This window comes from Kaistella palustris DSM 21579 (genome assembly GCF_000422265.1).
Classification (GTDB): Bacteria; Bacteroidota; Bacteroidia; order Flavobacteriales; family Weeksellaceae; genus Kaistella; species Kaistella palustris.
In genome coordinates, this window is the sequence record NZ_KE383813.1 from 249,579 (window position 1) to 273,691 (window position 24,113).

The window sequence follows — 24,113 nt, forward strand, 5'->3', positions numbered from 1 at the left end:
TTTAAAAAGCCCAGCTCATATTTATATCCACGTTTTTTCGTGAACGATGACAAAAAGCTTCAAAATTACCGGTATTTTAATTCTTGTGGGAATTTGTATTTCCATCGCTTTGAATTTAAATATCGGTTTTTTGCGTTTGAATTTTGCGGATTTCTTCAGCAATACCCCAAACTCGCAAATCGCCGATCTGCGGATGAACAGGATTTTAGGAATGCTTCTTGCGGGTATGGCGATACCGACCTCCGGGTTTCTGCTGCAGGAATATTTTCAGAATCCACTTGCAGGACCTTCAGTTTTGGGAATTACTTCGGTAGCGAGTTTGAGTGTGGCTTTTTACATTTTCTTTTCGCAGGATTTTATCCTTCCGGAATTTCTGCAAAACAGTTTCCTGAGTTTTTCTGCAATTGCAGGCAGCCTTTTGCTAATGTCTGTTTTACTGGCGCTTTCGGGGAAATTCCGGGACAAATCCTTTCTTATCATTTTTGGATTTTTGATTTCTGCTTTGGCGGGCGCCGTGGTTTCGATCCTGCAGCTTTATGCCGAAAACCAAAGCTTAAAAAACTATGTACTCTGGAGTTTTGGGGCGAATAATCAGGTTTCAAGAAATCAGATCCTAGTGTTGGGCGGATTTGTGGTTTTAGGTTTGCTGCTGAGTTTCAAAAGCATTAAACCATTAATAGGGAATTCCCTGGGCACCGCTTACGCGCAGAGTTTAGGGGTAAACCTGAAGCAGCTGAAATTTCTGGTTATCATCGCGTCTTCACTGCTTTCGGCTTCTGTTACGGCGTTTCTGGGACCGATTTTATTTATCGGAATTGTAGTTCCGCATTTTTGCAGAATGCTGTTCAATCCCGCCAAACTGTGGCAACAATGGATCCTGAATATGCTTTTAGGAATACTCATCATGGAAATCTTTTCGGTCGTTTCTGAAGTTACACTGTTCCCTTTGAATGTGATCACCTCTTTATTTGGGATCCCGGTTATATTGACAATGATGCTGAACAAAAGAAGTCTGGGGCGGCAAGCCTGATGAATAAGGAATTGAAATATTTAAGCGGCACGAATAATATATGTTTTTACATCTAAAAAATACAGACGTCGGCTATAAAAACCCCTTAATCAAAGAAGTTAATACTGACTTGGCTTTAGGTGACATTTGTCTTCTGATCGGGAACAATGGTGTGGGAAAAACCACTCTGATTCACAGTATTTTGAAGCAGACTTCTATTTTAAGCGGTGAAATATTCATCCAGGAAAATAATGTGGCAGACCTTTCAACTGAGGACATCGCAAAACTCGTGGCCGTTGTATTTTCGAAAGCGCCAGTGCCCGCAAATTATACCGTAACCGACCTGATCTCGCTGGGAAAATACATTCACTATCCGTATTACTTCGAACTTAAAAACAGCGATAAAAATGAAGTTGATGAGATCATCCAAAGTCTGAACCTAACGCAATACCGCGACTTTCTACTGACGCAGCTTTCCGACGGCAATCTTCAGAAAGCATTCATTGGCCGCGCCCTGGCACAAAATTCACCCATGATTATTCTGGATGAACCGACTACCCACTTGGATGACCAAAATAAAATCATTATCCTGAAACTCCTGCGTGACCTGGCAAAAAAACAAAATAAACTAATCCTTTTCTCGTCCCACGACTGGCGCCTTGCCAAGGAATTTGCCGATAAAATCTGGCTCATTAATAACGAAAAACTTGAAGCCGGAATTACAGAAGAAATTCTGCTGAAACACAACGAACTTCTTAATCCTGAAATCTTCGAGTTCAATTCGGGATTTGTGGCACCGCAGATTCTGGCACCGGAACTCCACACGGAAATGCTCTACTCTTTCCTCCAGAAAAATGTGCAAAAAGACCTCTCCGCTCTTCAATTTAAATTTAAAGGCGGTTTTTGGGAGATTTCTACAGAGAATGCACAACAAAATTGCACTTCATTTGAAGATATCCTGAGTTTTATTACAAACAGCCAATAAATCCCCATTTTCTACGGTTTTTTAAAGTATTATGCATGCATAGTACTATGCTTTTCATATCTTTTAACATACTGATTACCAATTATTAACAAAACATTAACAGTAATAATATACTATGCATGCATAATATTTTTTATATTTGACATAACCACATTAAACAAGAAATATGAATAAATCACATCATGAAAAAGTAGAAAATGTAGACCTGATTCTGAAATCTACGTGGTTGGCAGTATCAAAAATGTATTCTGAAATGGCGCAGGATCACGATGCAACAGCGGTTCAGGCGCTTACACTTTTGAAAATTGATCCAAAAGAAGGTACAAGAAGTACGAATCTGGGTCCGAAAATGGCCATCGAACCGACTTCTTTAACCAGAATTATTAAACTTCTAGAAGATAATGGTTATATCTACAAAGAAAAAACCACAAACGACAAGCGGGAAGTGATCATTAAACTCACGGAAAAAGGCTTGAATTCAAGAAATCTTTCCAAAGAAGTCGTTGTCAATTTCAATAAAAAAGTGGTGGAAAAAATTCCTCAGGAAAAAATGGAAATTTTTAAAGAAGTGATGACAGACATTTTGAAGATCGCGAATGAATTAAATAATAAAAAATAAAAATATGAAACGAAGAATTAAACATGTGACGGTTCTCGGTTCTGGTATTATGGGTTCCGGTATCGCTGCACATTTCGCCAACATCGGCGTACAGGTGCTTTTATTAGATATCGTTCCTTTTGAATTGACCGAAGCTGAACAGAAAAAAGGCTTGACCAAAGAAGATAAAGTGGTGAGAAACCGAATCGCTGCGGAGAATTTTGTGAAATTACAGAAATCAAGTCCGGCGCTTTTATACTCTCCGAAATTCGCCGAGAGAATTACGGTGGGAAACTTTGATGATGACTTAGAAAAAATCAAAAATACCGACTGGATTATTGAGGTTGTGGTTGAAAGATTAGACATTAAAAAATCGGTTTACGAAAAAATTGAGCAGTTTAGAAAACCGGGAACTTTGGTATCTTCAAATACTTCCGGTATTCCGATTCATTTCTTGATTGAAGGCAGAAGCGATGATTTCAAAAAATATTTTGCGGGCACGCATTTCTTTAATCCGGTAAGATATTTACCGCTTTTAGAAATTATTCCTACGCCGGAAACTGATCCGGAAATCGTGAAATTCTACATGGAATATGGTGCGAAATTTTTAGGAAAAGCAACCGTAGAAGCGAAAGATACTCCAGCATTTATCGCAAACAGAATTGGAGTTTTCTCCATGATGAATTTGCTTCATGAAATTAAAGGTTTAGGGTTAAATGTTTCTGATATTGATAAATTAACCGGTCCCGTAATTGGTAGACCGAAATCCGCAACTTTCAGAACTGCTGATGTTGTTGGATTGGATACTTTGGTGATGGTTGCAAACGGCGTTCGTGACAGTAAAGTTGAAGCAAACGACTTTAATGATGTTTTTAAACTTCCGGATTATGTGCAGAAAATGATCGACAACAAATGGTTGGGATCTAAATCTGACCAAGGTTTCTATAAAAAAATTAAAAATGCAGAAGGAAAATCTGAAATTCACGGGCTGAATTTGGATACGATGGAATACGAACTTCAGGGCAAAACTGAATTTCCTACGCTTGCTTTAACAAAAACCATCGATAAACCAATCGACCGTTTCAAGGTTTTAATCGGTGGAAAAGATAAAGCTGCAGAACTGTATAGAAAATCCTTAGGTGCTCTGTTCGCGTACGTTTCTCACAAAGTTCCGGAAATTTCTGATGAGCTCTACAAAATCGATGACGCCATGCGCGCAGGTTTTGGTTGGGAAAATGGACCATTCGAAATTTGGGATGCAGTTGGCGTTCAAAAAGGAATTGAATTGGCTAAAGAAGCCGGTTACGAAGTTTCTGATTGGGTGAAAAATGTAGCATCTTTCTATAAAGTAAACGACGAAGGTCAAAGTATTTATTTCGATAAAAACTCCGGAAACTATCATAATATTCCGGGTCAGGAAGCCTTTATCATTCTTGATAACATCAGAAAAAATAAAACGCTTTGGAGTAATTCAGGATCCTCAATTCAGGATTTAGGAGATGGAATTATCAACTTTGAGATCCATTCTAAAATGAATTCTTTAGGAGGTGAAGTTTTAGATGGTTTGAACAGAGCCATCGATTTAGCCGAAAAAGAATATGAAGGATTAGTTATCGGAAATCAAGGAGCAAATTTCTCTGTCGGCGCAAATTTAGCCATGATTTTAATGATGGCCATCGATCAGGATTGGGACGATCTGAATATGGCAATTGCCTATTTCCAAAAATCCATGATGCGCGTTCGTTACTCTTCAATTCCTGTTGTAGTCGCTCCTCACGGAATGACTCTTGGTGGTGGTTGTGAAATGACGATGCATGCAGACCGAGTTGTTGCAGCCGCAGAAACTTATATTGGATTAGTGGAAACCGGTGTCGGTGTAATTCCAGGTGGCGGTGGAACGAAAGAAATGGCGTTGAGAGTTTCCCGTGAATTCCATTCTGATGATGTGAAGAACAACAGACTTCGTGATATGTTCATGAATATCGCGATGGGAAAAGTCGCAACTTCTGCTTATGAAGCCTACGATATGGGAATTCTTGAAAACCATAAAGACATCGTGGTGGTGAATAAAAACCGTCAGATCAAAACTGCAAAAATGCTCGCTTTAAGTTTAGCGGAACACGGTTACACGCAACCGATTGAACAGAAAGTAAAAGTTTTAGGTCGTGATGCTTTGGGAATGTTCTTAGTTGGAACCGATCAAATGTTAACCGGAAAATATATTTCTGAGCACGATAAGTTGATTGCTGATAAATTAGCCAACGTTTTAGTTGGAGGAAATCTTTCTGAACCAACCATTGTTACAGAACAGTATTTATTGAATCTTGAAAGAGAAACTTTCTTACAGCTTTGTGGCGAAAGAAAAACTTTGGAAAGAATTCAGTTTATGTTGACAAAAGGGAAACCGCTTCGTAATTAGACTTGAGACGGAGAGACTTGAGACTAAAGACTTTTCAACTTGAGAATTAAGAGCAGAATATAAATCGTAATTAAATTTATTCATAATGCATAACATTAAAAAATTAAAAATCTGGAATGACTCAATTGATTTGTGTGTCGATGTTTATCAAGCATTAGCAAATATGCCAAATGATGAAAAATATGGACTTTCATCACAGATCAAAAGATCAGCGGTGTCAATTCCTTCCAACATTGCAGAAGGGGCAGGAAGAGATACAAATCCACAATTTTCTCATTTTTTAAATATTGCATATGGCTCTTCTTATGAACTTCAGACACAATTAATTATATCTGAAAGATTAAATTTTATTTCATCTGAGGTTAATGAATCTTTGTTGAAGAAGTTAAATGAAGTTCAAAAAATGGTTTACGTTTTTAAAGATAATATTAATAAATAATTTAAACGGCAAGAGTCTCAAATCTCTTGTCTAAAAATCTCTAATCTAAAATGAAACAAGCATACATCATAAAAGGGTTCAGAACCGCAGTCGGAAAAGCTCCGAAAGGATCACTTCGCTTCACGCGTCCCGACGTCATGGCAGCAACCGTTATCGAAAAGTTAATGGCTGCAGTGCCGCAGTTAGATAAAAACAGAATCGACGATTTAATCGTTGGTAACGCAATGCCGGAAGCAGAACAAGGTTTGAACGTGGCGCGTTTAATCTCCTTAATGGGATTAAATACCGATCAGGTTCCTGGTGTTACGGTGAACAGATATTGCGCATCAGGTTCTGAAGCAATTGCAATTGCGTCTGCAAAAATTCAGGCAGGAATGGCGGATTGTATCATCGCAGGTGGAACAGAATCGATGTCTTACATTCCGATGGGCGGTTACAAACCTGTTCCGGAAAGCGATATGGCAAAATCTAATCCTGATTATTATTGGGGAATGGGTTATACGGCGGAAGAAGTTGCAAATCAATTTAAAATTTCGCGTGAAGAGCAAGATCAGTTCGCTTTTGAATCTCATCAAAAAGCCTTGAAAGCCAATGAAACCGGTCGATTCAAAGACCAGATCGTTCCAATTCCGGTAGAATATAATTACCTGGATGAAAACCAGAAAATGCAGACCAAGAAATACGACTTTACGATGGATGAAGGTCCAAGAAAAGATACGAGTTTAGAAGGTCTGGCAAAATTACGTCCAGTTTTTGCAAACGGCGGTTCGGTTACGGCAGGAAATTCTTCTCAAATGAGTGACGGTGCGGCATTCGTAATTGTAATGTCGGAAGAAATGGTGAAAGAATTAGGATTGGAACCGGAAGCACGATTAGTCGCTTATGCTGCAGCAGGTTTAGAACCAAGAATCATGGGAATGGGTCCATTGTACGCAGTTCCTAAAGCTTTAAAACAAGCAGGTTTAGAACTGAAAGACATTGATTTAATTGAATTGAATGAAGCGTTTGCTTCTCAATCGGTTGCTTTGAAAAAAGAATTAAATCTTAATCCAGACATCCTAAACGTTAACGGCGGAGCCATCGCACTCGGCCATCCACTTGGTTGTACCGGAACAAAATTAACCGTTCAATTGCTGGACGAAATGCGAAAACGCGGAAACATGAAATACGGAATGGTAACCATGTGCGTAGGAACGGGACAGGGAGCGGCGAGTATTTTTGAACTGCTTTAAAAGACGAGAAGATAATAGACGGATAGATAATAGACTTTGAAAAAGACTGAAAAATAATAGACGGATAGATGATAGACTGAGAAACGAGAAAGAGATTTTAATTAAATAAAAATTTGATTATGAGCGATTTTAAGAGACATAAAATTTTAAGAAACTTAAAATTTGGCAGATGGGTTTAGAAATTGCAAAAACAATTTTGGATCTCACTGATACCTTTCCAACCTTCGAGAAATTTGGTTTGAAAAGTCAAATGGATCGCTGCTCAATATCAATTCCATCTAATATTGCAGAAGGTTCGAGTAGAACTAATAAATCTTTCAGTCATTTCATTGATATTTCTTTAGGTTCATCATTCGAGTTACAAACACAACTTCTATTGGCGAATCACCGGAAATATATTTCGAATGAAGTAACAGATAATCTCGAAAACAAAATAGAAGAATGGCAAAGAGCCACAATGGTTTTTCAAAATACATTAAAAGAATAAGAAGACAAGAAGATAATAGACAAATAGATAATAGACAAATAGATGGAAGACAATACGAGCCAATAACATCTATTATCTATCCGTCTATCATCTATTCGTCTTAAATAAAAATTTAAAATCAAAATAATGAGCAATACTTTAAAAGGCGGTGAATTCATCATCAAAGATATTCCTGCAGCAGAACTATTCAGTCTTGAAGAATTGACTGAGGAGCAAAAAATGCTTCGGGATTCCGTAACTGAATTTATGGAAAGAGACGTCATCCCACACAGAGAGCGTTTCGAGAAAAAAGATTATGCACTGACCGAAGAAACCATGCGCAAATTGGGCGAAATGGGAACTTTGGGAATTGCTGTTCCGGAAGAATATGGCGGTCTCGGAATGGGATTCGTGAGTACCATGCTTGCTTGCGACATGGTTTCCGGAGCAAATGGATCCTTGGCAACTGCTTACGGAGCACACACAGGAATCGGAACACTTCCTATCCTACTTTATGGAACGGAAGAATTGAAACAAAAATATCTTCCTGCTTTAGCAACCGGTGAAAAATTCGGTGCATACTGTCTGACAGAACCAGATGCAGGTTCCGATGCGAACTCTGGAAAAACGAGAGCCGTTCTTTCCGAAGATGGAAAACATTACATCATCAACGGTCAGAAAATGTGGATCTCGAATGCAGGTTTTGCAGATACTTTTACGCTGTTCGCAAGAATTGAAGACGATAAAAACATTACCGGTTTCGTGATCAACCGTTCTGAACTGGAAGATCCGAACAGCATGACTTTCGGCGAAGAAGAACACAAATTGGGAATTCGCTCCTCTTCTACCCGTCAGGTTTTCTTTAATGATATGAAAATTCCGGTTGGAAATTTATTAGGGGAAAGAAACAACGGTTTCAAAATCGCGATCAATGCTTTAAATGCAGGCCGAATTAAATTAGCCGCTGCAAACATTGACGGACAGAGAAGAATTACAGGACTTGCCATCAATTATGCGAACGAAAGAAAACAGTTCGGCGTTTCCATTTCTACTTTCGGCGCGATCCGGAAGAAAATTGCAGAAATGTCCACAGGAATTTTCGTTTCTGAAGCAGGATCTTATCGTGCTGCGAAAAATGTAGAAGATAAAATTGAGGAATTCGTTGCGGGTGGAATGTCTCACGCAGAAGCAGAATTAAGCGCTTTGGCAGAATATGCCGTAGAATGTTCTATTCTAAAAGTGTACGTTTCGGATCTGACGCAACATATCGCAGACGAAGGAATTCAGATTTATGGTGGAATGGGCTTCTCTGAAGATGCTCCAATGGAAGCAGCCTGGAGAGATTCCAGAATTGGTAGAATTTATGAAGGAACCAACGAAATTAACCGACTTCTTGCCGTAGGAATGTTGATCAAGAAAACCATGAAAGGCGAACTTGATCTCTTGAAACCAGCAATGGCGATCGGAAAAGAACTGATGGGAATTCCGTCTTTTGAAGTTCCAGATTATTCAGAATATATGTCTGAAGAAAGAGCAATCCTTCACAACCTGAAAAAAGTATTCTTAATGGTTGCCGGAGCCGCGCTTCAGAAATACATGATGGAAATCGAAAAACAGCAGCATCTTTTATTAAATGCGTCTGAAATTCTGAATCAGATCTATATGGCAGAATCTGCAGTGTTAAGAGCAGAAAAACATTTCGATACCGATTCTGTAGAAGCAGCAATGGCGAGATTAAACCTTTACAAAGCTGTGGAAGCAATTACCACCGCAGCGAAAGAAGGAATCGTATCTTTTGCAGAAGGCGACGAACAGCGCATGATGCTTTCTGGATTACGAAGATTTACAAAATACACCAATATGCCAAATGTAGTTGCATTAACTGAAAAAGTGGCGGCGCATTTTGTGGAGAAAGGGAAATATTAATAAATCCTCCGTCTTTGCTAAGAACGAAGCAGTCCCAAAGTTAAATATTGAACGCTCTGAGAAATCGGGGCGTTTTTATTTTACTTTTTTTGAATTGTAAGCACGGATTGCAAATTCGCGCCATCGATGGCGACACTACAACAACTTCAATCAATGTGATGTCGCGGATTTGCAATAGGTGACAACATAACGCAACATCAATTAACCGTGAGTGACAGTGCTACAAGAACTCAATTTTACGGTATTGTATTACGTGCAGACCTAGAATCCCAACAATTTCTGTTTAAACTGTAAAACGATAGTTAGTTTTTAATAAATTTTACATTTCCTTTTTCTGTAGTTAATAAATACATTCCTGCTGGAAGGGAGGAAACGTTAATTTCCGGGTTTTTATTGTTGTTTATTTTTAACAAACTTTTACCCTCTGCATTAAATAATTCTATTTTTTCTACTGCTTGATTTAAGATTAGGTAATCCTGAACGGGGTTAGAACTAATAAGACTTTTGGGTTTTTGCATATTAATACCATTTGCAGATAATATGCAAAGAGCTGTCAGTTGTGGTATTGGTGCGGTATCTGGCAAAACATCAAAGGTATCTTTGCAAATAAATTGAATTGGATTATTGACAACAGACAGAAATTGCAAATTTTGCAAAAGACCATCCTGAAAAGATATTGTTTGAATTTGATTGTTGGAGGCATTTAAAACTTTCATTGCCTGGAGCCCTGCTACATTAATGGAACTCAATTTACTATTATTAGCATATATAGTTTCTAGCAGAGGCAAAGCATTAAAATTCAAGGTAGCTCCAATCCCGTTATCCATGAAACTAAAAATTTTTAAACTTAGCAGATTATTAATCAATAAACTTGAAAAAATATTATCATCTAAATTTAAATATTGCAAAGATATCAGATCTGTTAAATTTATAGAACTCAGATTATTATGTTGAAATGCTGCATATTTAAGGGCATTACAACCAGTAATATTTACCGTATCTAATTGATTTTCTCCTAAATAAATATGTTCTAAATTCGACATTCCATTTACATCTACAGTCGTAAGATTATTGCGACCACAATAAAGATTTTTAAGATTTGTAAAGGATTTGATTCCTGTAAGATCTGAAATGTGTGCATCATTTAAACTCAATTCTGTCACTACAGCATGAGCTTCCGTTTCCTGTATTTCCCCATCACCATTTATATCTACACCTTCACCGATGAGTTTATTTTTAAAATTTATATCAGGAATATTTACATTCTGCCCATGACTGTGGCAGAAGAAAAGAAAAGTAAAAATGAAGAAAAAAATGGTTCTCATATAAAATAGTTTATTAGTATTCTAAATTTAGCTAAATATAGCTCCAAAAGTAATAATTACAAAAGTACTTTTGAATAAAATTTATTTAATACAAAAACAAAAAAGTAGTTGTTCAACAACTTATACCGGTACACCGATATCGCGGATTTACAATCCGTGACTACACTCAACCTATAAAAACCACAAAAACATCCAAAGGACTTTCTACATCAGTATAATTTCGCGCACTGCTGAAATAATAATCCTCGGCTTGCGCAACTATCTGATGTCGCGGATTTGCAATCCGTGATCTGATGTCGCGGATTTGCAATCCGTGACTAAACTCACCCCATAAAAACCACTAAAACATCCAAAGGACTTTCTACATCAGCATAATTTCTCGCACTGCTAAAATAGTGATCTTCAGCTTGCAGAACGATCTTTTCTTTGACTGGATTTTGGTGAATGTAATTGATTTTCTGTTTGATCCATTTATCAGATAAACTTCTTCCGCGTGATAACCATCTTGCCAGACTTTATATTTTTGCCCACGTGACAAATGTTGACATGATTTCTGGAAATAATCCAACATCCACTCTCTTCGACTTTCAGGTGAATCTTTAATGGTTTCAATAATTTTCTTAGACGTAAACTTTTTAAAATCCCGCATAATTTCCGGTAAAGAGGATTTTCCATCAGCTCTGCAAAGAATATGCAGATGATTAGACATTAAGCAATATGCAAAAATTGACAATTCCTTCTGCGCCTGACAATATTTGAGAGAATCAATAATCACCATTTTTTGGGACAATCGTGTAAACACATCAACCCAACCCACAACCGTAACCGTTATGAAATAGGCCATGTTAATATCTGGAGCTTTATATTTGGTAGACATGATTGTTTTTATAAAGATAATTAAAAATTTATAGGCGTAAATATAATTGCTGCGCGTTGCTCTTGCTCGCAAGCAAAAGCAAAAGCACGGATTGCAAATCCGCGCTATCGATGTCCCCGCTATCGATGTCGTTTCAAATCTGTTCTTCTGTCTGATGTGTGATGTCGCAGATTTCCAACCGTGATTCGATGTCGCGGATGTCGCGGATTTCCAATCCGTGATTCGATGTCGCGGATTTGCAATCCGTGATCTGATGTCGCGGACTTGCAATCCGTGACTAAACTCACCTCTGATGTCGCGGATTTGCAATCCGTGACTAAACTCACCCCATAAAACCCATAAAACCATCCAAAGGACCTTCTAAATCAGCATAATTTCTGGCACTGCTGAAATAATAATCCTCCGCTTTCGCAATAACCTTTACTTCCGCAGAATTTCTGATTTGCTCAACCTACTGCATATTGATTTATTGTGAAAACTCTTAAATATTAGTTTAAACCCACAAAACTGCGTAAGGAATTTTACATAAAAAAACGCCTTCTCAGGCGTTTTGTAATGTGTATCATTTTTTCATCAGCGAATCTGTGGAAGCCGGTGGGTCGCTCGGCACTAATGCATTTGCACTGTCTGTTTTTAAAGAATCATCTTCATGATTCTGGATCAGTGCATCGCGGGTTTCCGCATAATTCGCGGGTTCGGTGTTTGCGGGATTCTCTTTCTGCGAACAGCTAACCGACGCCAATCCCAATAACAGTAAACTAAAAACAGTTGATTTCATAACAGTATTTTTATTAGTGAATAGTAAATAATTAACAGAATTAAAAATCGCCACAAAAACCGCACCTTTTCAGTCACAGACACTTTTTTTTGCTGAACAAAGAAACAGATTAAGGATTCCCGAAAATACATTCTAGAACAGCACAACGGGTGACACCTGAAAAAAAACCTAGCCTTTTCGGTAAAAGAAAAACAATATGGATCCCAGGATCGGCATAAACAGGCAGACCAGAATCCACAGGATTTTGGCGGATAAAGTATAGGAACTTCGAAGGATTTCCATCAAACTGAAAATAAATGCGGCCAGAAACAGAATTCCGAAAACGTAATAGTACACTTGTGTGTTCATCGTGATTTTCAGCTTCTCTTAAATTATTCTACAGCAGCCGGAAAGAGAAGCTCTTATTAAATTCCGTCTGTTTCGGGGTTATTGTTTTCAAACATTTAGCGCATACATGAATTTAGATTAGTCTGTGTTAATTCTTTCTCCACCATGTTGATTCTCTTCATCTTTAGAGTTAACCAAGCTTTGCCTGTAGAGTAAGCTTTTTTAGCTTTTGAATAAAGCTTACTGGCACTCCGGTTGGTTGACGTTCTGAACGGGAATGTGCCAGCGCCGCAACCTTTTAGTTTACGCATCAAAATTTGCCCCAAAACAATATAAACAGACAAAAAGTTTATATTTTTAATACACTGGTGCTCAAACATTTTAAAAATAAAAGTTTGCAGAATTCGTGAATTGAGCAATATGTCTTCTGGTCTGTGAGCCGTTTTTTTCTAAATTTAGCTACATCAAAAATCCAAAAATTTTATTATGAAAAAGACTTTTATCAGCTTCATGTTTGCGACATGTGGTCTGTTCCTGAACGCTCAGTCAGGAAGTTTAGACAACAGTTTCAACCAAACTGGCATTTTAAGTGGAAACTATTCCACCGGAAACAATTCAGGTGACGCTTTGGCGGTGCAGCCCGACGGCAAAATTATCGTGGCCGGTGCGACCGGCTCGTCGTCTGCAATCAAAGTAGGCGTTAACCGGCACAATGCCGACGGAAGCCTCGACACCACCTTTGGCACAAACGGCAAGATCAGTTTTTCGAGCGGGTGGATTAAATCTTTTGTAAAGGAGATTGTAGTGCAGCCCGATGGCAAGATCGTGCTGGCAGGTTACCGTTGGGATGATTCTACAGGCGATTTTGTGCTGGTACGTTTAAATCCGGACGGAAGCTTCGACAATACATTCGGCACGGCGGGCATCGCCATAATTGATGGTGGCCAGACTGAAGTTTCAGAGTCTTTCGCCATGACCAACGAAGGTGATTTTATTTTGTCGGGCTATGTAAATGATCATTTTTCGATGGCGAAAGTAAAAAGTGACGGCACAATCGATACCGCTTTCGGTACCGATGGCTGGGTGATCACCGAATTCGGCCAACTCGCCAGTTACAGTAAAAGTATCGCGATAACCTCAGAAGGACGCATAATCCTCGGGGGAATGATTCTCGATGTTTTCGAAAATAAATTTAAATACGGTATTGCTGCGTACCATCCTGACGGAACTATTGATACCTCTTTTGGTGAAGATGGCAAACTGAACTTCCACGTGGGACCTGAAAACGATAACGACTTTGGTGTAAAGGTAATTGCGCTGAAAGACGGCAAAATACTTATCGGTGGCCATTCATGGTATGCAACACAACCCTTGCGCTATGAACTTGTGGTGGCAAGGCTGAATGCTGACGGCAGTTTTGATTCGACCTACGGCACCGATGGATTCTTTAGAACCAGACTTGTAGAAAATGGCGAAAGTTATCTGGCAGATATGGCGCTCCAGGCAGATGGGAAACTTGTACTTGCCGGTGCGGCAAATCAGGGCAGCGCTTACGATTCCGGTTTGGCGCGCGTTACCGCTGACGGTCATTTGGATGCTTCTTTTGGAGATAAAGGTAAAGTGTTTCTGCACATCGCCGGCACCACCTACAGTGAGATTTATAAAGTCATTCTCCAGCCCGACGGCAAAATCATGGTTTCCGGAGATATGGCACCTGCGGGTTCGCCGGTCCAGTATTTCCTCGCACGCTTCCTCGATAAAACTTTGGCGGTTCAGAATGCAAGTACTGCTGCTGCACAACTCTACCCTAATCCCGCTTCTGATCAGCTACATTTTAATTTTGAGAAAAGCGGCAAAGAACACGACGCAGAAATTTACAATATGGCCGGTCAAAAGGTGATGACGGCGAAGGTAAGTTCAAAGTCAAGCCTTAATATTTCGAAACTTGCTGTCGGAAGTTATATCGTAAACCTCATGAGCGACGGAAAATTAACCACGCTTCGTTTCATTAAAAAATAACAGTCCAGTAATTTAAATCTTAAAGCCGGTGATCTGATCATCGGTTTTTTTTGTGAAGATCCTAATCAATTTTGGTCACATGTTCACAAATTGTTCTGAAGTATTTTTTTAAAAAAATCAACTGAGCGAATAGAATTTCTTAAATAAATGACTTCAACATCCGACCAAAATCAGGTACAACATCTGCCCAAGATTTTCATTAAGAATAATTTAAATTCTGTTTTGTACATTTGAGACAAATCCCTTTGCTGTGCGAAATCTCTTTAAAAAAATTACGATCCATCAGTTGCTTCTTTTGCTGGCACTTGGGATTATGCTGTTCGATATTTTTGTGCTGAACTATTTTCTCTCCGGCCTTCTTGGTGCAGTTACTTTATATGTCCTCACCCGGAGTTTTTACCGCAAACTCGTCGAGCAGCGCGGCTGGAAAAAAAATCTGGCGGTGGCCTTCATTTTCATTTTACTGATCATCAGTTTTGGGATTCCGCTGTGGGTTTTGATCGATATTCTGGTGCCGAAGATCAATGAACTTATCAGCGACCGCGATCTGGTGGTAGAAAAATTTCATTCAGTCCAGATCTTTCTTCAGAATAACGAATTTCTAAAACGGTTTGATTTTTCATTTTCTAATGAGCGCATCCTGAAAATTGTAAACACGGCGATTTCTTACATTCCCTCCACGCTGAATGCTGTGGGCCAGATCTTCGCCAATATTTTTGTGGCACTTTTTATCTTGTATTATATGCTCATCAACACCAGAACTATGGAGGCTGATTTTAAAGAAATGCTGCCGCTTTCTACCAGGAGCAAGCAATATTTCATTAAACAAAATGCAGATCTTATACGCTCGAATGCATACGGAATTCCCATCATCGCATTTGCTCAGGGACTTATCGCGATCCTGGGCTATTATATTTTCGGTGTGCACAATGCCATATTCTGGGGTTTGCTTACCGGCGCCGCGTCAATACTTCCGGTGGTAGGTACCATGTTCGTATGGATTCCCGTCTCCATTTACCAGATTGCAACCGGTGATGTAAACAGCGGGCTTTTTCTCGCCATTTACTGTCTGATTCTTGTAGGTTCTATTGATAATATTCTGCGCTTCACTGTTCTGAAAAAGATGGCGGACATTCATCCTTTAATTACAGTTTTCGGCGTGCTGCTGGGTTTGAAACTTTTCGGCGTAATGGGGCTGGTTTTCGGGCCGGTGCTTCTTTCGTTGCCCGGAATTTTCTATAAAGTGTTGAAAATGGAGCGGAACCAAGCCAAGTCTCCGACAAATTCAAATACTGCAGAAGAACAGTTTCCAACTGCACCAACCGGTGAGGACCGTGCGGAAAGCACAGAACTTTAAATTTTCGCTGACTTTCTTTAATGAAGATTATCAGCCTTATTATTTATCATTTAATGATTCGCGGAATGTCGGCCGAGATACGTGTCAGCAACTCATAATTTAACATATTGCTGTAGTCGCTGAAAGAGGCGACGGTAAGTTTATTATCGGCCTGGTCACCGATCAGCACCACCTCATCACCGCGCTTAACCTCCGGCAGATAAGTTACTTCTACCACCATCATATTCATATTGATGCTGCCTATGACTACGCACCGCTCGCCATTAATTAAAACCCGGCCTACATTGCTGAGGTTGCGGCTGTAGCCGTGCGCGTAACCTACGGGAACTGTCGCGATCTTCATATTCTCGTCGGCCATAAAACTTGTGCCATAACCTACAAATTCACCGCGCTTTACTTTTTTCACACTCATTACCTGACTTTTCCAGCTGATAACGCGTTTCAGCGGATCAATATTTTTGCGCTTTCTGTTATAAAAATCCACCAGCACTTCAGCACTGGACCAAAAACCATACTGCATGATCCCGATGCGCACCATATCGTACTGCGTTTCCGGATACATCATAGCCGCGGCAGAACACGCAGCGTGCCTTTGCAGCGGTTTTAAATCTACTGCACAAAACTGCCTGTAAATTTCATCGAAAGCGGCGATCTGGTTTTTAATCCGGAAGTAGTTGGCGATGCTTTCCGCTCCTGCAAAATGCGTACATAACCCTTTGAACTCGATGTGATCTTTATTTTTTCTGAGAAAATCCTGCACCCATTTTATTTCTGTTTTGTTGAAGCCGGTGCGGTTCATGCCGGTTTCCACCTCAATGTGAACAGTGGCCTTCATCTTGAGTTTCTTTGCTACGGCAGCAGCGGCAGTTAGGCGGTGCTTTTCAAAAACAAAGAATTCCACTTTATTCTCAATGCTCCATTTCAGATCTTTTCCTTCATCGAGCCAACCCATGATCATCACTGTGGCCTTTCCTGCCGCAACAGATTTCACACGCCGTGCTTCCTGACTGTCGAAAACCGAGAAATGGTCCACGTTTTCAGCAAGTGCAATCTGCACGAACTCCTCTATCGAGTGTCCGTACGCGTTACCTTTTACGACCGACGAAATAACCGGTCTATTTTTAAAATGGTTACGAAGGAACTGCATATTTGAGCGGTAAGCGGTAGAATCCAACTCCAGAAATGAATTATTGTGCATCGATAAGTTGACTTATTTTATAAAACATGGTGGCACCCGTTTCTGTAATCTCGTCCGGGAAATCGTAATCAGGATTATGGAGCGCCGGTGTATTTTCACCACTTCCTACACCAAACATCGCGCCTTTATAATGCTCGGTGAAAATGCCGAAATCCTCGCCCCAACTGAATGGAAATTCCATTTCCTTTAAATTTAAATTTAAACTGCCGGCAGCTTTCCTGATCAGATCAACTGCCGCAGGATCGTTTTCGTTAGCGCTGAAACTTTGAGTCCACATTATTTCCGGTTTCAATCCACGTTTTAATGCCGTTTCAGTGGCTATGGTTTCAAGTTCCTGTTCCAGTTCTTTCATTTCTTTATTTGCGGCGCGGCGAACAGTATAATGCACTTCGCCATAACCCGCCGAAACTCCATAATCCGGCGTACCCATTTTTATGCAGACTGGTGTCATGACCGTGAATTTCTCCTTTGCAGGATCGCTCTGCATCACATCCTGAAATTTTTGAATGATCTCCGAAATAGCTACTGCAGGATTATGCCCGTTCTGTGGTTCGCCGGCATGCGCTGTTTTTCCATAAAGTTTTATTATAATTGAATTCACGGCACAGGTAAATGTATGGTCCTTGACGATGATCTCATGCATAGGAGCACCCGGAATATTATGTAGCGCAAAAACCAGATCGGGAGTAAGTTTCCTGAAATTTTCATCATTGAAAATTGCCACTGCGCCCTGCCCGTTTTCTTCCGCAGGTTGAAAAAGCAGCAGGATTTTGGTGTGCTGCATTCTTTTAGCATGAAGTTTTTTGGCCAGTGCACACATAATACTCATATGTCCGTCGTGGCCGCACTTGTGCGAAACCTCATCAATTCTTGATTTATGAGCGAAACCGTTTGTTTCCTGAATGGGAAGCGCGTCGAGTTCGCACCGGAACATGACTGTTTTGAAGGCCGTTTTTTCAGACTGGTATACTGCAATAATACCGGTTCCGGTTCCAAGGTTTTCGATAAGCTGATCTGGTGCGTAATTTTTTAAAAATGAAGAAATTGATTTGGCAGTTTCAAATTCTTTATCCGAGAGTTCCGGATTTTGGTGTAGGTTTTTCCTAAGCGCGAGAATATCATTCATAAAAGAATTTTAAAAATTATATTGATTTTCAGTAATATTATCAGAGATAAAAATTGAGTACAACGCCTTAAAATAATAAATATAAAATAAAGTTGGCCTTTAAAATTAGGGCTGGAAACTAAAACACCAAAATACTTTAGCTTAAAAATTGAATGTTTACTTTAGCAAAGAGTAAAATAACTGCTTGGATGATCCCGAAAAATACGATGAAGCACACCCATATTTACGATAAAGATGGCCGGCAGATCTGCTGCACCGAGGAAGAGAAAATAAACAAAACTGCAGATGAAAAGCTGATACAAAAATTAGGAAAGGAAGCTGTGCCTGTCATTTCCAAAAAAGTAAAGGAAAGACATCGTAAAAACGACGGCCATTTTCACGGTACCAGATTCAAAGAAGAACTGGATCACAACCACGACGGCCATGATCATGATCATACTGCAGGTGATCAAAGCAATTTTCAGCTTTTTCTGCCGAGCATCATTTCCCTGATTCTGCTTCTAACTGCACTTGCGCTGGATCACCTTATTCCCCAGAACTGGTTTCGCGATTATGTGCGGATTGCATGGTACGCTCTCGCCTATTTGCCTGTAGGTCTGCCGGTGATGAAAGAGGCAGTGAAAAGTGCCATAAAAGGCGGAATTTTTTCTGAATTTTTCTTGATGACCATCGCTACTGTAGGTGCTTTTGCGTTGGGTGAATATCCGGAAGGTGTGGCCGTTATGCTTTTTTATTCGGTAGGTGAAGTTTTTCAGACACTGGCGGTGACCCGAGCGAAGGCAAACATAAAAACCCTGCTGGACCAGCGTCCTGAGGAAGTGACAATCCTTGAAAACAATATTCCCAAAACCATTAAAGCTGATCAGACGAAGATTGGCAATATCATTCAGTTAAAACCTGGTGAAAAACTAGGCCTGGACGGTGAACTGCTTTCGAAAAGCTCTTCTTTTGATACCTCAGCGCTTACCGGCGAAAGTAAACCCGATACAAAACTTGCTGGTGATTCAGTGTACGCCGGCATGATCAATTTGAATACAGTTTCACAGGTAAAAGTGACCACAGATTTCAGCGATTCAAAATTATCGAAAATCCTGGAATTGGTACAGAATGCCACCGCTCAGAAAGCACCAACCGAACTTTTCATCAGAAAATTCGCCAGGATCTATACACCGATCGTAGTTCTGCTGGCAATTTTGATCTGTTTGCTGCCGGCTATTTTTGTAGAGAATTACATTTTCGGCCAATGGCTGTACAGGGCTTTGGTATTCCTGGTCATCTCCTGCCCGTGCGCTTTGGTGATCAGTATCCCGCTCGGATATTTTGGTGGCATTGGTGCAGCGAGTAAGCATGGGATTTTATTTAAAGGCAGTAATTTTCTCGACCTCATCGCAACGGTGCAAAATGTGGTGATGGATAAAACCGGAACCATGACCGAAGGTGTTTTCCAGGTGCAGAAAGTGACGATGAAACCCGAGTTCGATAAAACCAAAATTTTGAATATGGTCAATGCGCTGGAAAGCAAAAGTACCCACCCGATTGGTGCGGCTATTCACAATTTTGCAGGAACTGTTGATCCGGGCATTCACTTTTCTGCTGTAGAAGAAATTCCGGGTCACGGTTTGCGGGGCATCATTAATGAAAAAGAATTATTAGCAGGAAATTTTAAACTTCTTGACCGGTTTAAAGTTTCCTACACAGAGACCGACTCACTTACCGACACAGTGATCGCAATTGCTTACGACGGCAAGTTCGCAGGCTTTATCACCATTGCCGACAAAATAAAAGCTGACGCGCAACAAACCATCGACCGGCTGAAGAAGCTGGGTGTGGCTACTACCATGCTGAGTGGCGATAAAGATTCGGTGGTGCAGGCTGTGGCAAAAAAACTCGGTATTGAGAAAGCTTTTGGCGGGCTTTTACCCGAAGACAAAGTAAAGAAGATCAAAGAAATCAAAGCGAGGAAAGAAAGTGTGGCTTTTGTCGGCGATGGCGTAAACGATGCGCCCGTCGTAGCACTTAGTGATGTGGGAATTGCCATGGGCGGTTTGGGAAGCGATGCGACGATAGAGGCTGCCGATATAGTAATTCAGGATGATAAGCCCTCAAAAATTCCTGTGGCGATCAACATTGGGAAACAAACAAAAATGATCGTTTGGCAGAATATCACCCTTGCGTTTATAGTGAAAGCCGCAGTTTTGGTATTAGGCGCCGGTGGTTTGGCAACGATGTGGGAAGCGGTTTTCGCGGATGTAGGTGTTGCATTGCTAGCCATTTTAAATGCCGTACGGATCCAAAAAATGAAATTTTAAACATTTATTTTCCAAGGATTAAACCCCGATTTAATTTTATTTAAAAGGGTGCCATATACAGCAATTTAATACTGATAATTTTCACCTTGCAATTCGATTTCTGTCAGCACAAAATTCATGGGTCACGTTTCGTTATTGATTATCTTTGAGCATGGAAGCAATTTTTGTAGCTGATAAAACTTTCGATAAAGTAGACTTTACACAAAATCCCTTACCAAGAGGTGAATACGAAAACTGCACATTTCTGATGTGCGATTTTTCACATTCCGATCTTTCCGAAATCAAGTTTTCGGAATGCAGCTTTCAGCGTTGTAATCTCAGTCTGGTAAAACTCCGCCAAACCGCGCTTCGCGATATTACATTTAAAGAATGTAAGATGCTCGGTCTTCACTTTGGCGATTGTAATCAGTTTGGCCTAACTTTCAGTTTCGAAGAGTGCAACCTCACCCACTCTAGTTTTCTGGAAATGAAAATCCGTAAAACAATATTTAAAAACTGCATCCTACACGAAATTGAAATTGAAGAGAGCGATCTTACAGGTTGTATTTTCGAAAACTGTGATTTCAGAAATGCGCTTTTGGAAAACAGTATTCTGAATCAAGTTGATTTCTCTACAGCCGTGAACTACAGCATCAACCCGGAAGTGAACCGGTTAAAAAAAGCCAGATTTTCACTCACAGGAGTTCCCGGACTTCTGCATCAGTACGACCTTATAATTGAGTAAAGTTCAGTCTCAATCTGCTGACCTTTTCTTCGGGCGTTTTGCCTACAGATTCTAAACACAGGCTTCCGGGAGATGCTCTCTTCTTTTTCAAAAACTGCACTTAGAATTGTGTAAAATACTTTACAGTTTTTGGCCAAATCAAATAAGGCGCATTTAATAATGCCCGGCACATTTGTTTACAGAGTTTCTGCAAATGATTACGGGAACTCCATTCCTGCACGTTGTTATTTTTTATTTCTTTTTAAAGAATTCTTTTTTGGCATCATTCTTCCACAAAATTTGGTTCAGAAGCAAAACCCCCGACTTTAATTAAAAACCTAAAATTTTCAGTGATTATGAAAAAAGTATTAATGATTCTCACTTCGCACAAAGAACTTGAGAATACTGATTCTACGACTGGTTTATGGATCGGAGAATTTACAGATCCCTACTATGAGTTTATAGATAAGGGCTACCAGGTCACTTTGGCCAGTCCCAAAGGTGGCAAGCCACCCATCGATCCTATGAGTGCAATGACCGAAAACATCACTTCTTCCAACCGCAGATTTCAGGACGATGTTATGGCTCAAGATGCGCTTAATCACACACACAAACTCGAAGAAGTAGCTGCAGCAGATTTCGACGCGGTTTTTTATCCGGGTGGCCACGGACCACTCTTTGACCTGGCGTATAACGAAAAAAGCGGCCAGCTCATCATAGATTTTTTACAAAGTGGCAAACCTGTTGCTGCTGTATGTCACGGTCCCGCAGCGCTGCTCAAAGCGGTAGAAATGGATCCTTCGATGTTTACAGGGAAAAATGTAACCGGATTTTCAAACATGGAAGAAAAACTCGCCATGCGCGCCAATAACATTCCATATCAACTTGAAGACCGCCTGAAAGAAACAGGTTTCATCTATCATACTGCGCTTTTGCCCTTAGGCCCGCACGTAGAAACCGACGGACTTCTCATCACAGGACAAAATCCTTTGTCTGCGGGGCCAACAGCAGAAGCTCTCATCAAGCATTTGCAATAATATTAAGCTTACCAACCCGTTAAACCCCGGTTCGATTTAAAAAAGGCACTGTACAGAAGCGGCTTTTTTTTGTTAATGATTTTGATGTTGCTTCCTGCTTAGACATCTAAAACGCCAAAGCTGACCTCTTAGGCGCGCCTTTTCTATTTTTAGTATTTTTGCAGCCGTCCGAAATTTAAGGATATTAATTTTTTATCTTACATTCTTTAGCATCTTCGTCTGGCATTACAAATATGAAAACAGCGCTCAACTTATTCGATTTTTCTGCAAAAATAAATTACAGAAACGAAATTCTTGCCGGCCTTACAGTGGCTATGACGATGATTCCGGAATCACTTTCTTTCGCTATTCTTGCCGGCTTTCCGCCGCTGGTTGGCTTATATGCAGCTTTTATTGCCGGTTTGATTACGGCGGTTTTCGGTGGGCGGCCGGGCATGGTTTCGGGTGGTGCCGGCGCAACGGTAGTGGTTCTGATCGCACTGATGAGATCTCACGGAATCGAATATGTTTTCGCAGCTGTGATTCTCGCAGGAATCTTCCAGATCCTGATCGGATTTTTTAAACTGAGCAAATTCATCCGCCTGGTACCACAACCTGTGATGTATGGCTTTGTAAACGGCCTCGCCGTCATTATCTTTATGTCGCAGCTCGAGCAGTTCAAAATTAGTACGCCAAACGGTATCTCCTGGCTCCACGGCCAGGCATTATTTGTAATGGCTGGCTTAGTTGCATTAACGATAGGAATCGTTGTTCTGTTCCCCAGGATCACTAAAAAAGTCCCCGCTTCACTTGTGGCAATCGTAGTCGTCTTTATTTTGGTTGTCGCTTTTGGCATTGATACAAAGACTGTTCAGGATATAGCCTCAGTTCAGGGTGGTTTTCCACCATTTCATGTTCCGCAGATTCCTTTCACCGCAGAAGCTTTCAAAACCATTCTTCCCTACTCGATGATCTTTGCAGCTGTAGGCTTAACCGAAGGCCTCCTCACCCTGAATCTTGTAGATGAGATGACCGGAACAAAAGGTAATGGGAACCGCGAATGCCTTGCGCAGGGCGGTTCAAATATCGCCAACGGTTTTTTCTTTGGTATGGGTGGCTGCCCAATGATCGCACAAACACTTGTAAACCTTTCGGCCGGTTCCAGAGCGCGGCTTTCTGGAATTATTGCCGCTGTTACTATTCTGCTGATAATTCTGTTTGGTGCACCTGTGATTGGCAGGTTACCCATGGCAGCGCTTGTTGGAGTAATGATCATGGTGGCACTCGGCACGTTTGAGTGGGCAAGTTTCAGGATCATTACCAAAATGCCGAAACACGATATCTTCATCGGCATTCTGGTGGCGGCCATTACTGTAGTACTCCATAACCTGGCTTTGGCGGTTTTAATTGGAGTGATCATTTCAGCGCTCGTTTTTGCCTGGGAAAGTGCCAAAAGAATTCGGGCACGAACCTACACCGACGCGGCGGGTGTGAAGCATTATGAAATTTATGGACCGCTCTTCTTCGGCTCGGTAATGGCTTTTTCGGAAAAATTCAAGGTTGCAGATGATCCTCAGGAAATCGTTATAAACTTCCGCGAATCGAGGGTTGCAGATATGTCGGCGATCGAAGCGCTCAACAGCCTGACTGCAAAATACAGCGCTGCAGGAAAAAAAGTCCACCTGCAATATTTAAGTGCCGACTGCATACGGCTGCTGCAAAACGCTGAAGCAGTGATCGATGTAAACATCATACAGGATCCGGAATATCTCGTAGCTACAGAGCGGGAAGCTGGCGCGTAAACATTCCGCCGTCCTATTATAAAATCTATCATTACGATTGCGAAAGTCATTAGCGAAAAACCATTTAAAAAAGTTTGGCATCCTAACTTAGCGTGCTGGGAACAAAACGTAAGAGAAATCTTATTTCTGTTTAATTTCGTATTTTTAATGAAATGCGGTGTCTAACGGTTTCGCTGAAAATGATCAGGTTTTAAGCAGATCA

The 24,113-nt window shown here is 40.5% G+C and carries 19 protein-coding genes and 1 pseudogene; 14 read left to right on the forward strand and 6 right to left on the reverse strand.

Annotation, left to right across the window (positions count from 1 at the left end; all coding sequences use genetic code 11):
• Positions 1-46: 46 nt before the first annotated feature.
• From H562_RS0113760 to H562_RS0113795, 8 genes are all read left to right on the forward strand, one after another.
• A complete protein-coding gene (locus H562_RS0113760; protein ID WP_027378029.1) occupies positions 47-1,030 on the forward strand; it encodes a FecCD family ABC transporter permease in 984 nt (327 codons plus the stop codon).
• Positions 1,031-1,070: 40 nt separating this feature from the next.
• On the forward strand, positions 1,071-1,994 hold the full coding sequence (locus tag H562_RS0113765; protein ID WP_027378030.1) for an ABC transporter ATP-binding protein: 924 nt from the start codon (positions 1,071-1,073) through the stop codon (positions 1,992-1,994).
• A 166-nt stretch (positions 1,995-2,160) separates the two neighbouring features.
• Positions 2,161-2,613 (forward strand): MarR family winged helix-turn-helix transcriptional regulator, encoded by a 453-nt coding sequence (locus H562_RS0113770; RefSeq protein WP_027378031.1) that lies wholly within the window; start codon positions 2,161-2,163, stop codon positions 2,611-2,613.
• A gap of 4 nt (positions 2,614-2,617) precedes the next feature.
• The gene (locus tag H562_RS0113775) at positions 2,618-5,011 is read left to right on the forward strand and encodes a 3-hydroxyacyl-CoA dehydrogenase/enoyl-CoA hydratase family protein (protein WP_027378032.1); all 2,394 of its coding nucleotides are present in this window, start codon (positions 2,618-2,620) and stop codon (positions 5,009-5,011) included.
• A gap of 85 nt (positions 5,012-5,096) precedes the next feature.
• Positions 5,097-5,450 (forward strand): four helix bundle protein, encoded by a 354-nt coding sequence (locus tag H562_RS0113780; RefSeq protein WP_027378033.1) that lies wholly within the window; start codon positions 5,097-5,099, stop codon positions 5,448-5,450.
• Positions 5,451-5,500: 50 nt separating this feature from the next.
• Positions 5,501-6,682: an acetyl-CoA C-acyltransferase gene (locus H562_RS0113785; RefSeq protein WP_027378034.1), complete on the forward strand. Its 1,182-nt coding sequence runs from the start codon at positions 5,501-5,503 to the stop codon at positions 6,680-6,682.
• A 169-nt stretch (positions 6,683-6,851) separates the two neighbouring features.
• On the forward strand, positions 6,852-7,169 hold the full coding sequence (locus tag H562_RS0113790; RefSeq protein ID WP_051190520.1) for a four helix bundle protein: 318 nt from the start codon (positions 6,852-6,854) through the stop codon (positions 7,167-7,169).
• Between the two features lie 126 nt (positions 7,170-7,295).
• Positions 7,296-9,074 carry an acyl-CoA dehydrogenase family protein gene (locus H562_RS0113795; protein WP_027378036.1) on the forward strand — a complete coding sequence of 593 codons (1,779 nt, stop codon included), beginning with the start codon at positions 7,296-7,298 and terminating at the stop codon, positions 9,072-9,074.
• 302 nt (positions 9,075-9,376) lie between these two features.
• Here the strand turns inward: H562_RS0113795 and H562_RS0113800 are convergent, their stop codons facing one another.
• The 4 genes and pseudogenes from H562_RS0113800 to H562_RS0113820 all read right to left on the reverse strand — a co-directional run bounded on the left by H562_RS0113800 (position 9,377) and on the right by H562_RS0113820 (position 12,402).
• Positions 9,377-10,399, reverse strand: coding sequence for a T9SS type A sorting domain-containing protein (locus tag H562_RS0113800; protein WP_027378037.1), 1,023 nt, complete (start codon positions 10,397-10,399; stop codon positions 9,377-9,379).
• Positions 10,400-10,722: 323 nt separating this feature from the next.
• Positions 10,723-11,276, reverse strand: a pseudogene (locus H562_RS15220) (REP-associated tyrosine transposase).
• Positions 11,277-11,838: 562 nt separating this feature from the next.
• Positions 11,839-12,054: a hypothetical protein gene (locus tag H562_RS0113815; protein ID WP_156832014.1), complete on the reverse strand. Its 216-nt coding sequence runs from the start codon at positions 12,052-12,054 to the stop codon at positions 11,839-11,841.
• 168 nt (positions 12,055-12,222) lie between these two features.
• Positions 12,223-12,402 carry a PLDc N-terminal domain-containing protein gene (locus tag H562_RS0113820; protein WP_034691214.1) on the reverse strand — a complete coding sequence of 60 codons (180 nt, stop codon included), beginning with the start codon at positions 12,400-12,402 and terminating at the stop codon, positions 12,223-12,225.
• 465 nt (positions 12,403-12,867) lie between these two features.
• Between H562_RS0113820 and H562_RS0113830 the strand changes: the two genes are divergently transcribed.
• Both H562_RS0113830 and H562_RS15225 read left to right on the forward strand, forming a co-directional pair.
• Positions 12,868-14,400 (forward strand): T9SS type A sorting domain-containing protein, encoded by a 1,533-nt coding sequence (locus tag H562_RS0113830; protein ID WP_027378041.1) that lies wholly within the window; start codon positions 12,868-12,870, stop codon positions 14,398-14,400.
• Positions 14,401-14,650: 250 nt separating this feature from the next.
• Entirely contained in the window at positions 14,651-15,757 is a 1,107-nt protein-coding gene (locus H562_RS15225; protein ID WP_084466380.1) for an AI-2E family transporter, read from the forward strand.
• A gap of 46 nt (positions 15,758-15,803) precedes the next feature.
• On the opposite strand, the gene alr is transcribed toward H562_RS15225, so the two are convergent.
• Together alr and H562_RS0113845 are read right to left on the reverse strand one after the other, a co-directional pair.
• Complete coding sequence (gene alr / locus H562_RS0113840; RefSeq protein ID WP_027378042.1) at positions 15,804-16,955, reverse strand: alanine racemase; 1,152 nt, start codon at positions 16,953-16,955, stop codon at positions 15,804-15,806.
• Positions 16,945-18,081 (reverse strand): amidohydrolase, encoded by a 1,137-nt coding sequence (locus tag H562_RS0113845; RefSeq protein ID WP_027378043.1) that lies wholly within the window; start codon positions 18,079-18,081, stop codon positions 16,945-16,947. The genes alr and H562_RS0113845 overlap by 11 nt, the downstream gene beginning before the upstream one ends.
• Before the next feature lie 188 nt (positions 18,082-18,269).
• Between H562_RS0113845 and H562_RS0113850 the strand changes: the two genes are divergently transcribed.
• From H562_RS0113850 to H562_RS0113870, 4 genes are all read left to right on the forward strand, one after another.
• Positions 18,270-20,390 (forward strand): heavy metal translocating P-type ATPase, encoded by a 2,121-nt coding sequence (locus H562_RS0113850; RefSeq protein ID WP_233702006.1) that lies wholly within the window; start codon positions 18,270-18,272, stop codon positions 20,388-20,390.
• A gap of 151 nt (positions 20,391-20,541) precedes the next feature.
• Positions 20,542-21,114 carry a pentapeptide repeat-containing protein gene (locus H562_RS0113855; protein WP_027378045.1) on the forward strand — a complete coding sequence of 191 codons (573 nt, stop codon included), beginning with the start codon at positions 20,542-20,544 and terminating at the stop codon, positions 21,112-21,114.
• A gap of 335 nt (positions 21,115-21,449) precedes the next feature.
• The gene (locus H562_RS0113865; RefSeq protein WP_034691215.1) at positions 21,450-22,130 is read left to right on the forward strand and encodes a type 1 glutamine amidotransferase domain-containing protein; all 681 of its coding nucleotides are present in this window, start codon (positions 21,450-21,452) and stop codon (positions 22,128-22,130) included.
• Positions 22,131-22,363: 233 nt separating this feature from the next.
• Positions 22,364-23,911 carry a SulP family inorganic anion transporter gene (locus H562_RS0113870; protein WP_027378047.1) on the forward strand — a complete coding sequence of 516 codons (1,548 nt, stop codon included), beginning with the start codon at positions 22,364-22,366 and terminating at the stop codon, positions 23,909-23,911.
• The last annotated feature ends 202 nt before the right edge of the window (positions 23,912-24,113 follow it).

Bases quoted from the DNA above. Each gene is read 5' to 3' on its own strand.
- H562_RS0113760 (WP_027378029.1), top strand. From the start codon at position 47: ATGACAAAAAGCTTCAAAATTACCGGTATTTTAATTCTTGTGGGAATT.
- H562_RS0113765 (WP_027378030.1), top strand. From the start codon at position 1,071: ATGTTTTTACATCTAAAAAATACAGACGTCGGCTATAAAAACCCCTTA.
- H562_RS0113770 (WP_027378031.1), top strand. From the start codon at position 2,161: ATGAATAAATCACATCATGAAAAAGTAGAAAATGTAGACCTGATTCTG.
- H562_RS0113775 (WP_027378032.1), top strand. From the start codon at position 2,618: ATGAAACGAAGAATTAAACATGTGACGGTTCTCGGTTCTGGTATTATG.
- H562_RS0113780 (WP_027378033.1), top strand. From the start codon at position 5,097: ATGCATAACATTAAAAAATTAAAAATCTGGAATGACTCAATTGATTTG.
- H562_RS0113785 (WP_027378034.1), top strand. From the start codon at position 5,501: ATGAAACAAGCATACATCATAAAAGGGTTCAGAACCGCAGTCGGAAAA.
- H562_RS0113790 (WP_051190520.1), top strand. From the start codon at position 6,852: ATGGGTTTAGAAATTGCAAAAACAATTTTGGATCTCACTGATACCTTT.
- H562_RS0113795 (WP_027378036.1), top strand. From the start codon at position 7,296: ATGAGCAATACTTTAAAAGGCGGTGAATTCATCATCAAAGATATTCCT.
- H562_RS0113800 (WP_027378037.1), bottom strand. From the start codon at position 10,399: ATGAGAACCATTTTTTTCTTCATTTTTACTTTTCTTTTCTTCTGCCAC.
- H562_RS0113815 (WP_156832014.1), bottom strand. From the start codon at position 12,054: ATGAAATCAACTGTTTTTAGTTTACTGTTATTGGGATTGGCGTCGGTT.
- H562_RS0113820 (WP_034691214.1), bottom strand. From the start codon at position 12,402: ATGAACACACAAGTGTACTATTACGTTTTCGGAATTCTGTTTCTGGCC.
- H562_RS0113830 (WP_027378041.1), top strand. From the start codon at position 12,868: ATGAAAAAGACTTTTATCAGCTTCATGTTTGCGACATGTGGTCTGTTC.
- alr (WP_027378042.1), bottom strand. From the start codon at position 16,955: ATGCACAATAATTCATTTCTGGAGTTGGATTCTACCGCTTACCGCTCA.
- H562_RS0113845 (WP_027378043.1), bottom strand. From the start codon at position 18,081: ATGAATGATATTCTCGCGCTTAGGAAAAACCTACACCAAAATCCGGAA.
- H562_RS0113850 (WP_233702006.1), top strand. From the start codon at position 18,270: ATGATCCCGAAAAATACGATGAAGCACACCCATATTTACGATAAAGAT.
- H562_RS0113855 (WP_027378045.1), top strand. From the start codon at position 20,542: ATGGAAGCAATTTTTGTAGCTGATAAAACTTTCGATAAAGTAGACTTT.
- H562_RS0113865 (WP_034691215.1), top strand. From the start codon at position 21,450: ATGAAAAAAGTATTAATGATTCTCACTTCGCACAAAGAACTTGAGAAT.
- H562_RS0113870 (WP_027378047.1), top strand. From the start codon at position 22,364: ATGAAAACAGCGCTCAACTTATTCGATTTTTCTGCAAAAATAAATTAC.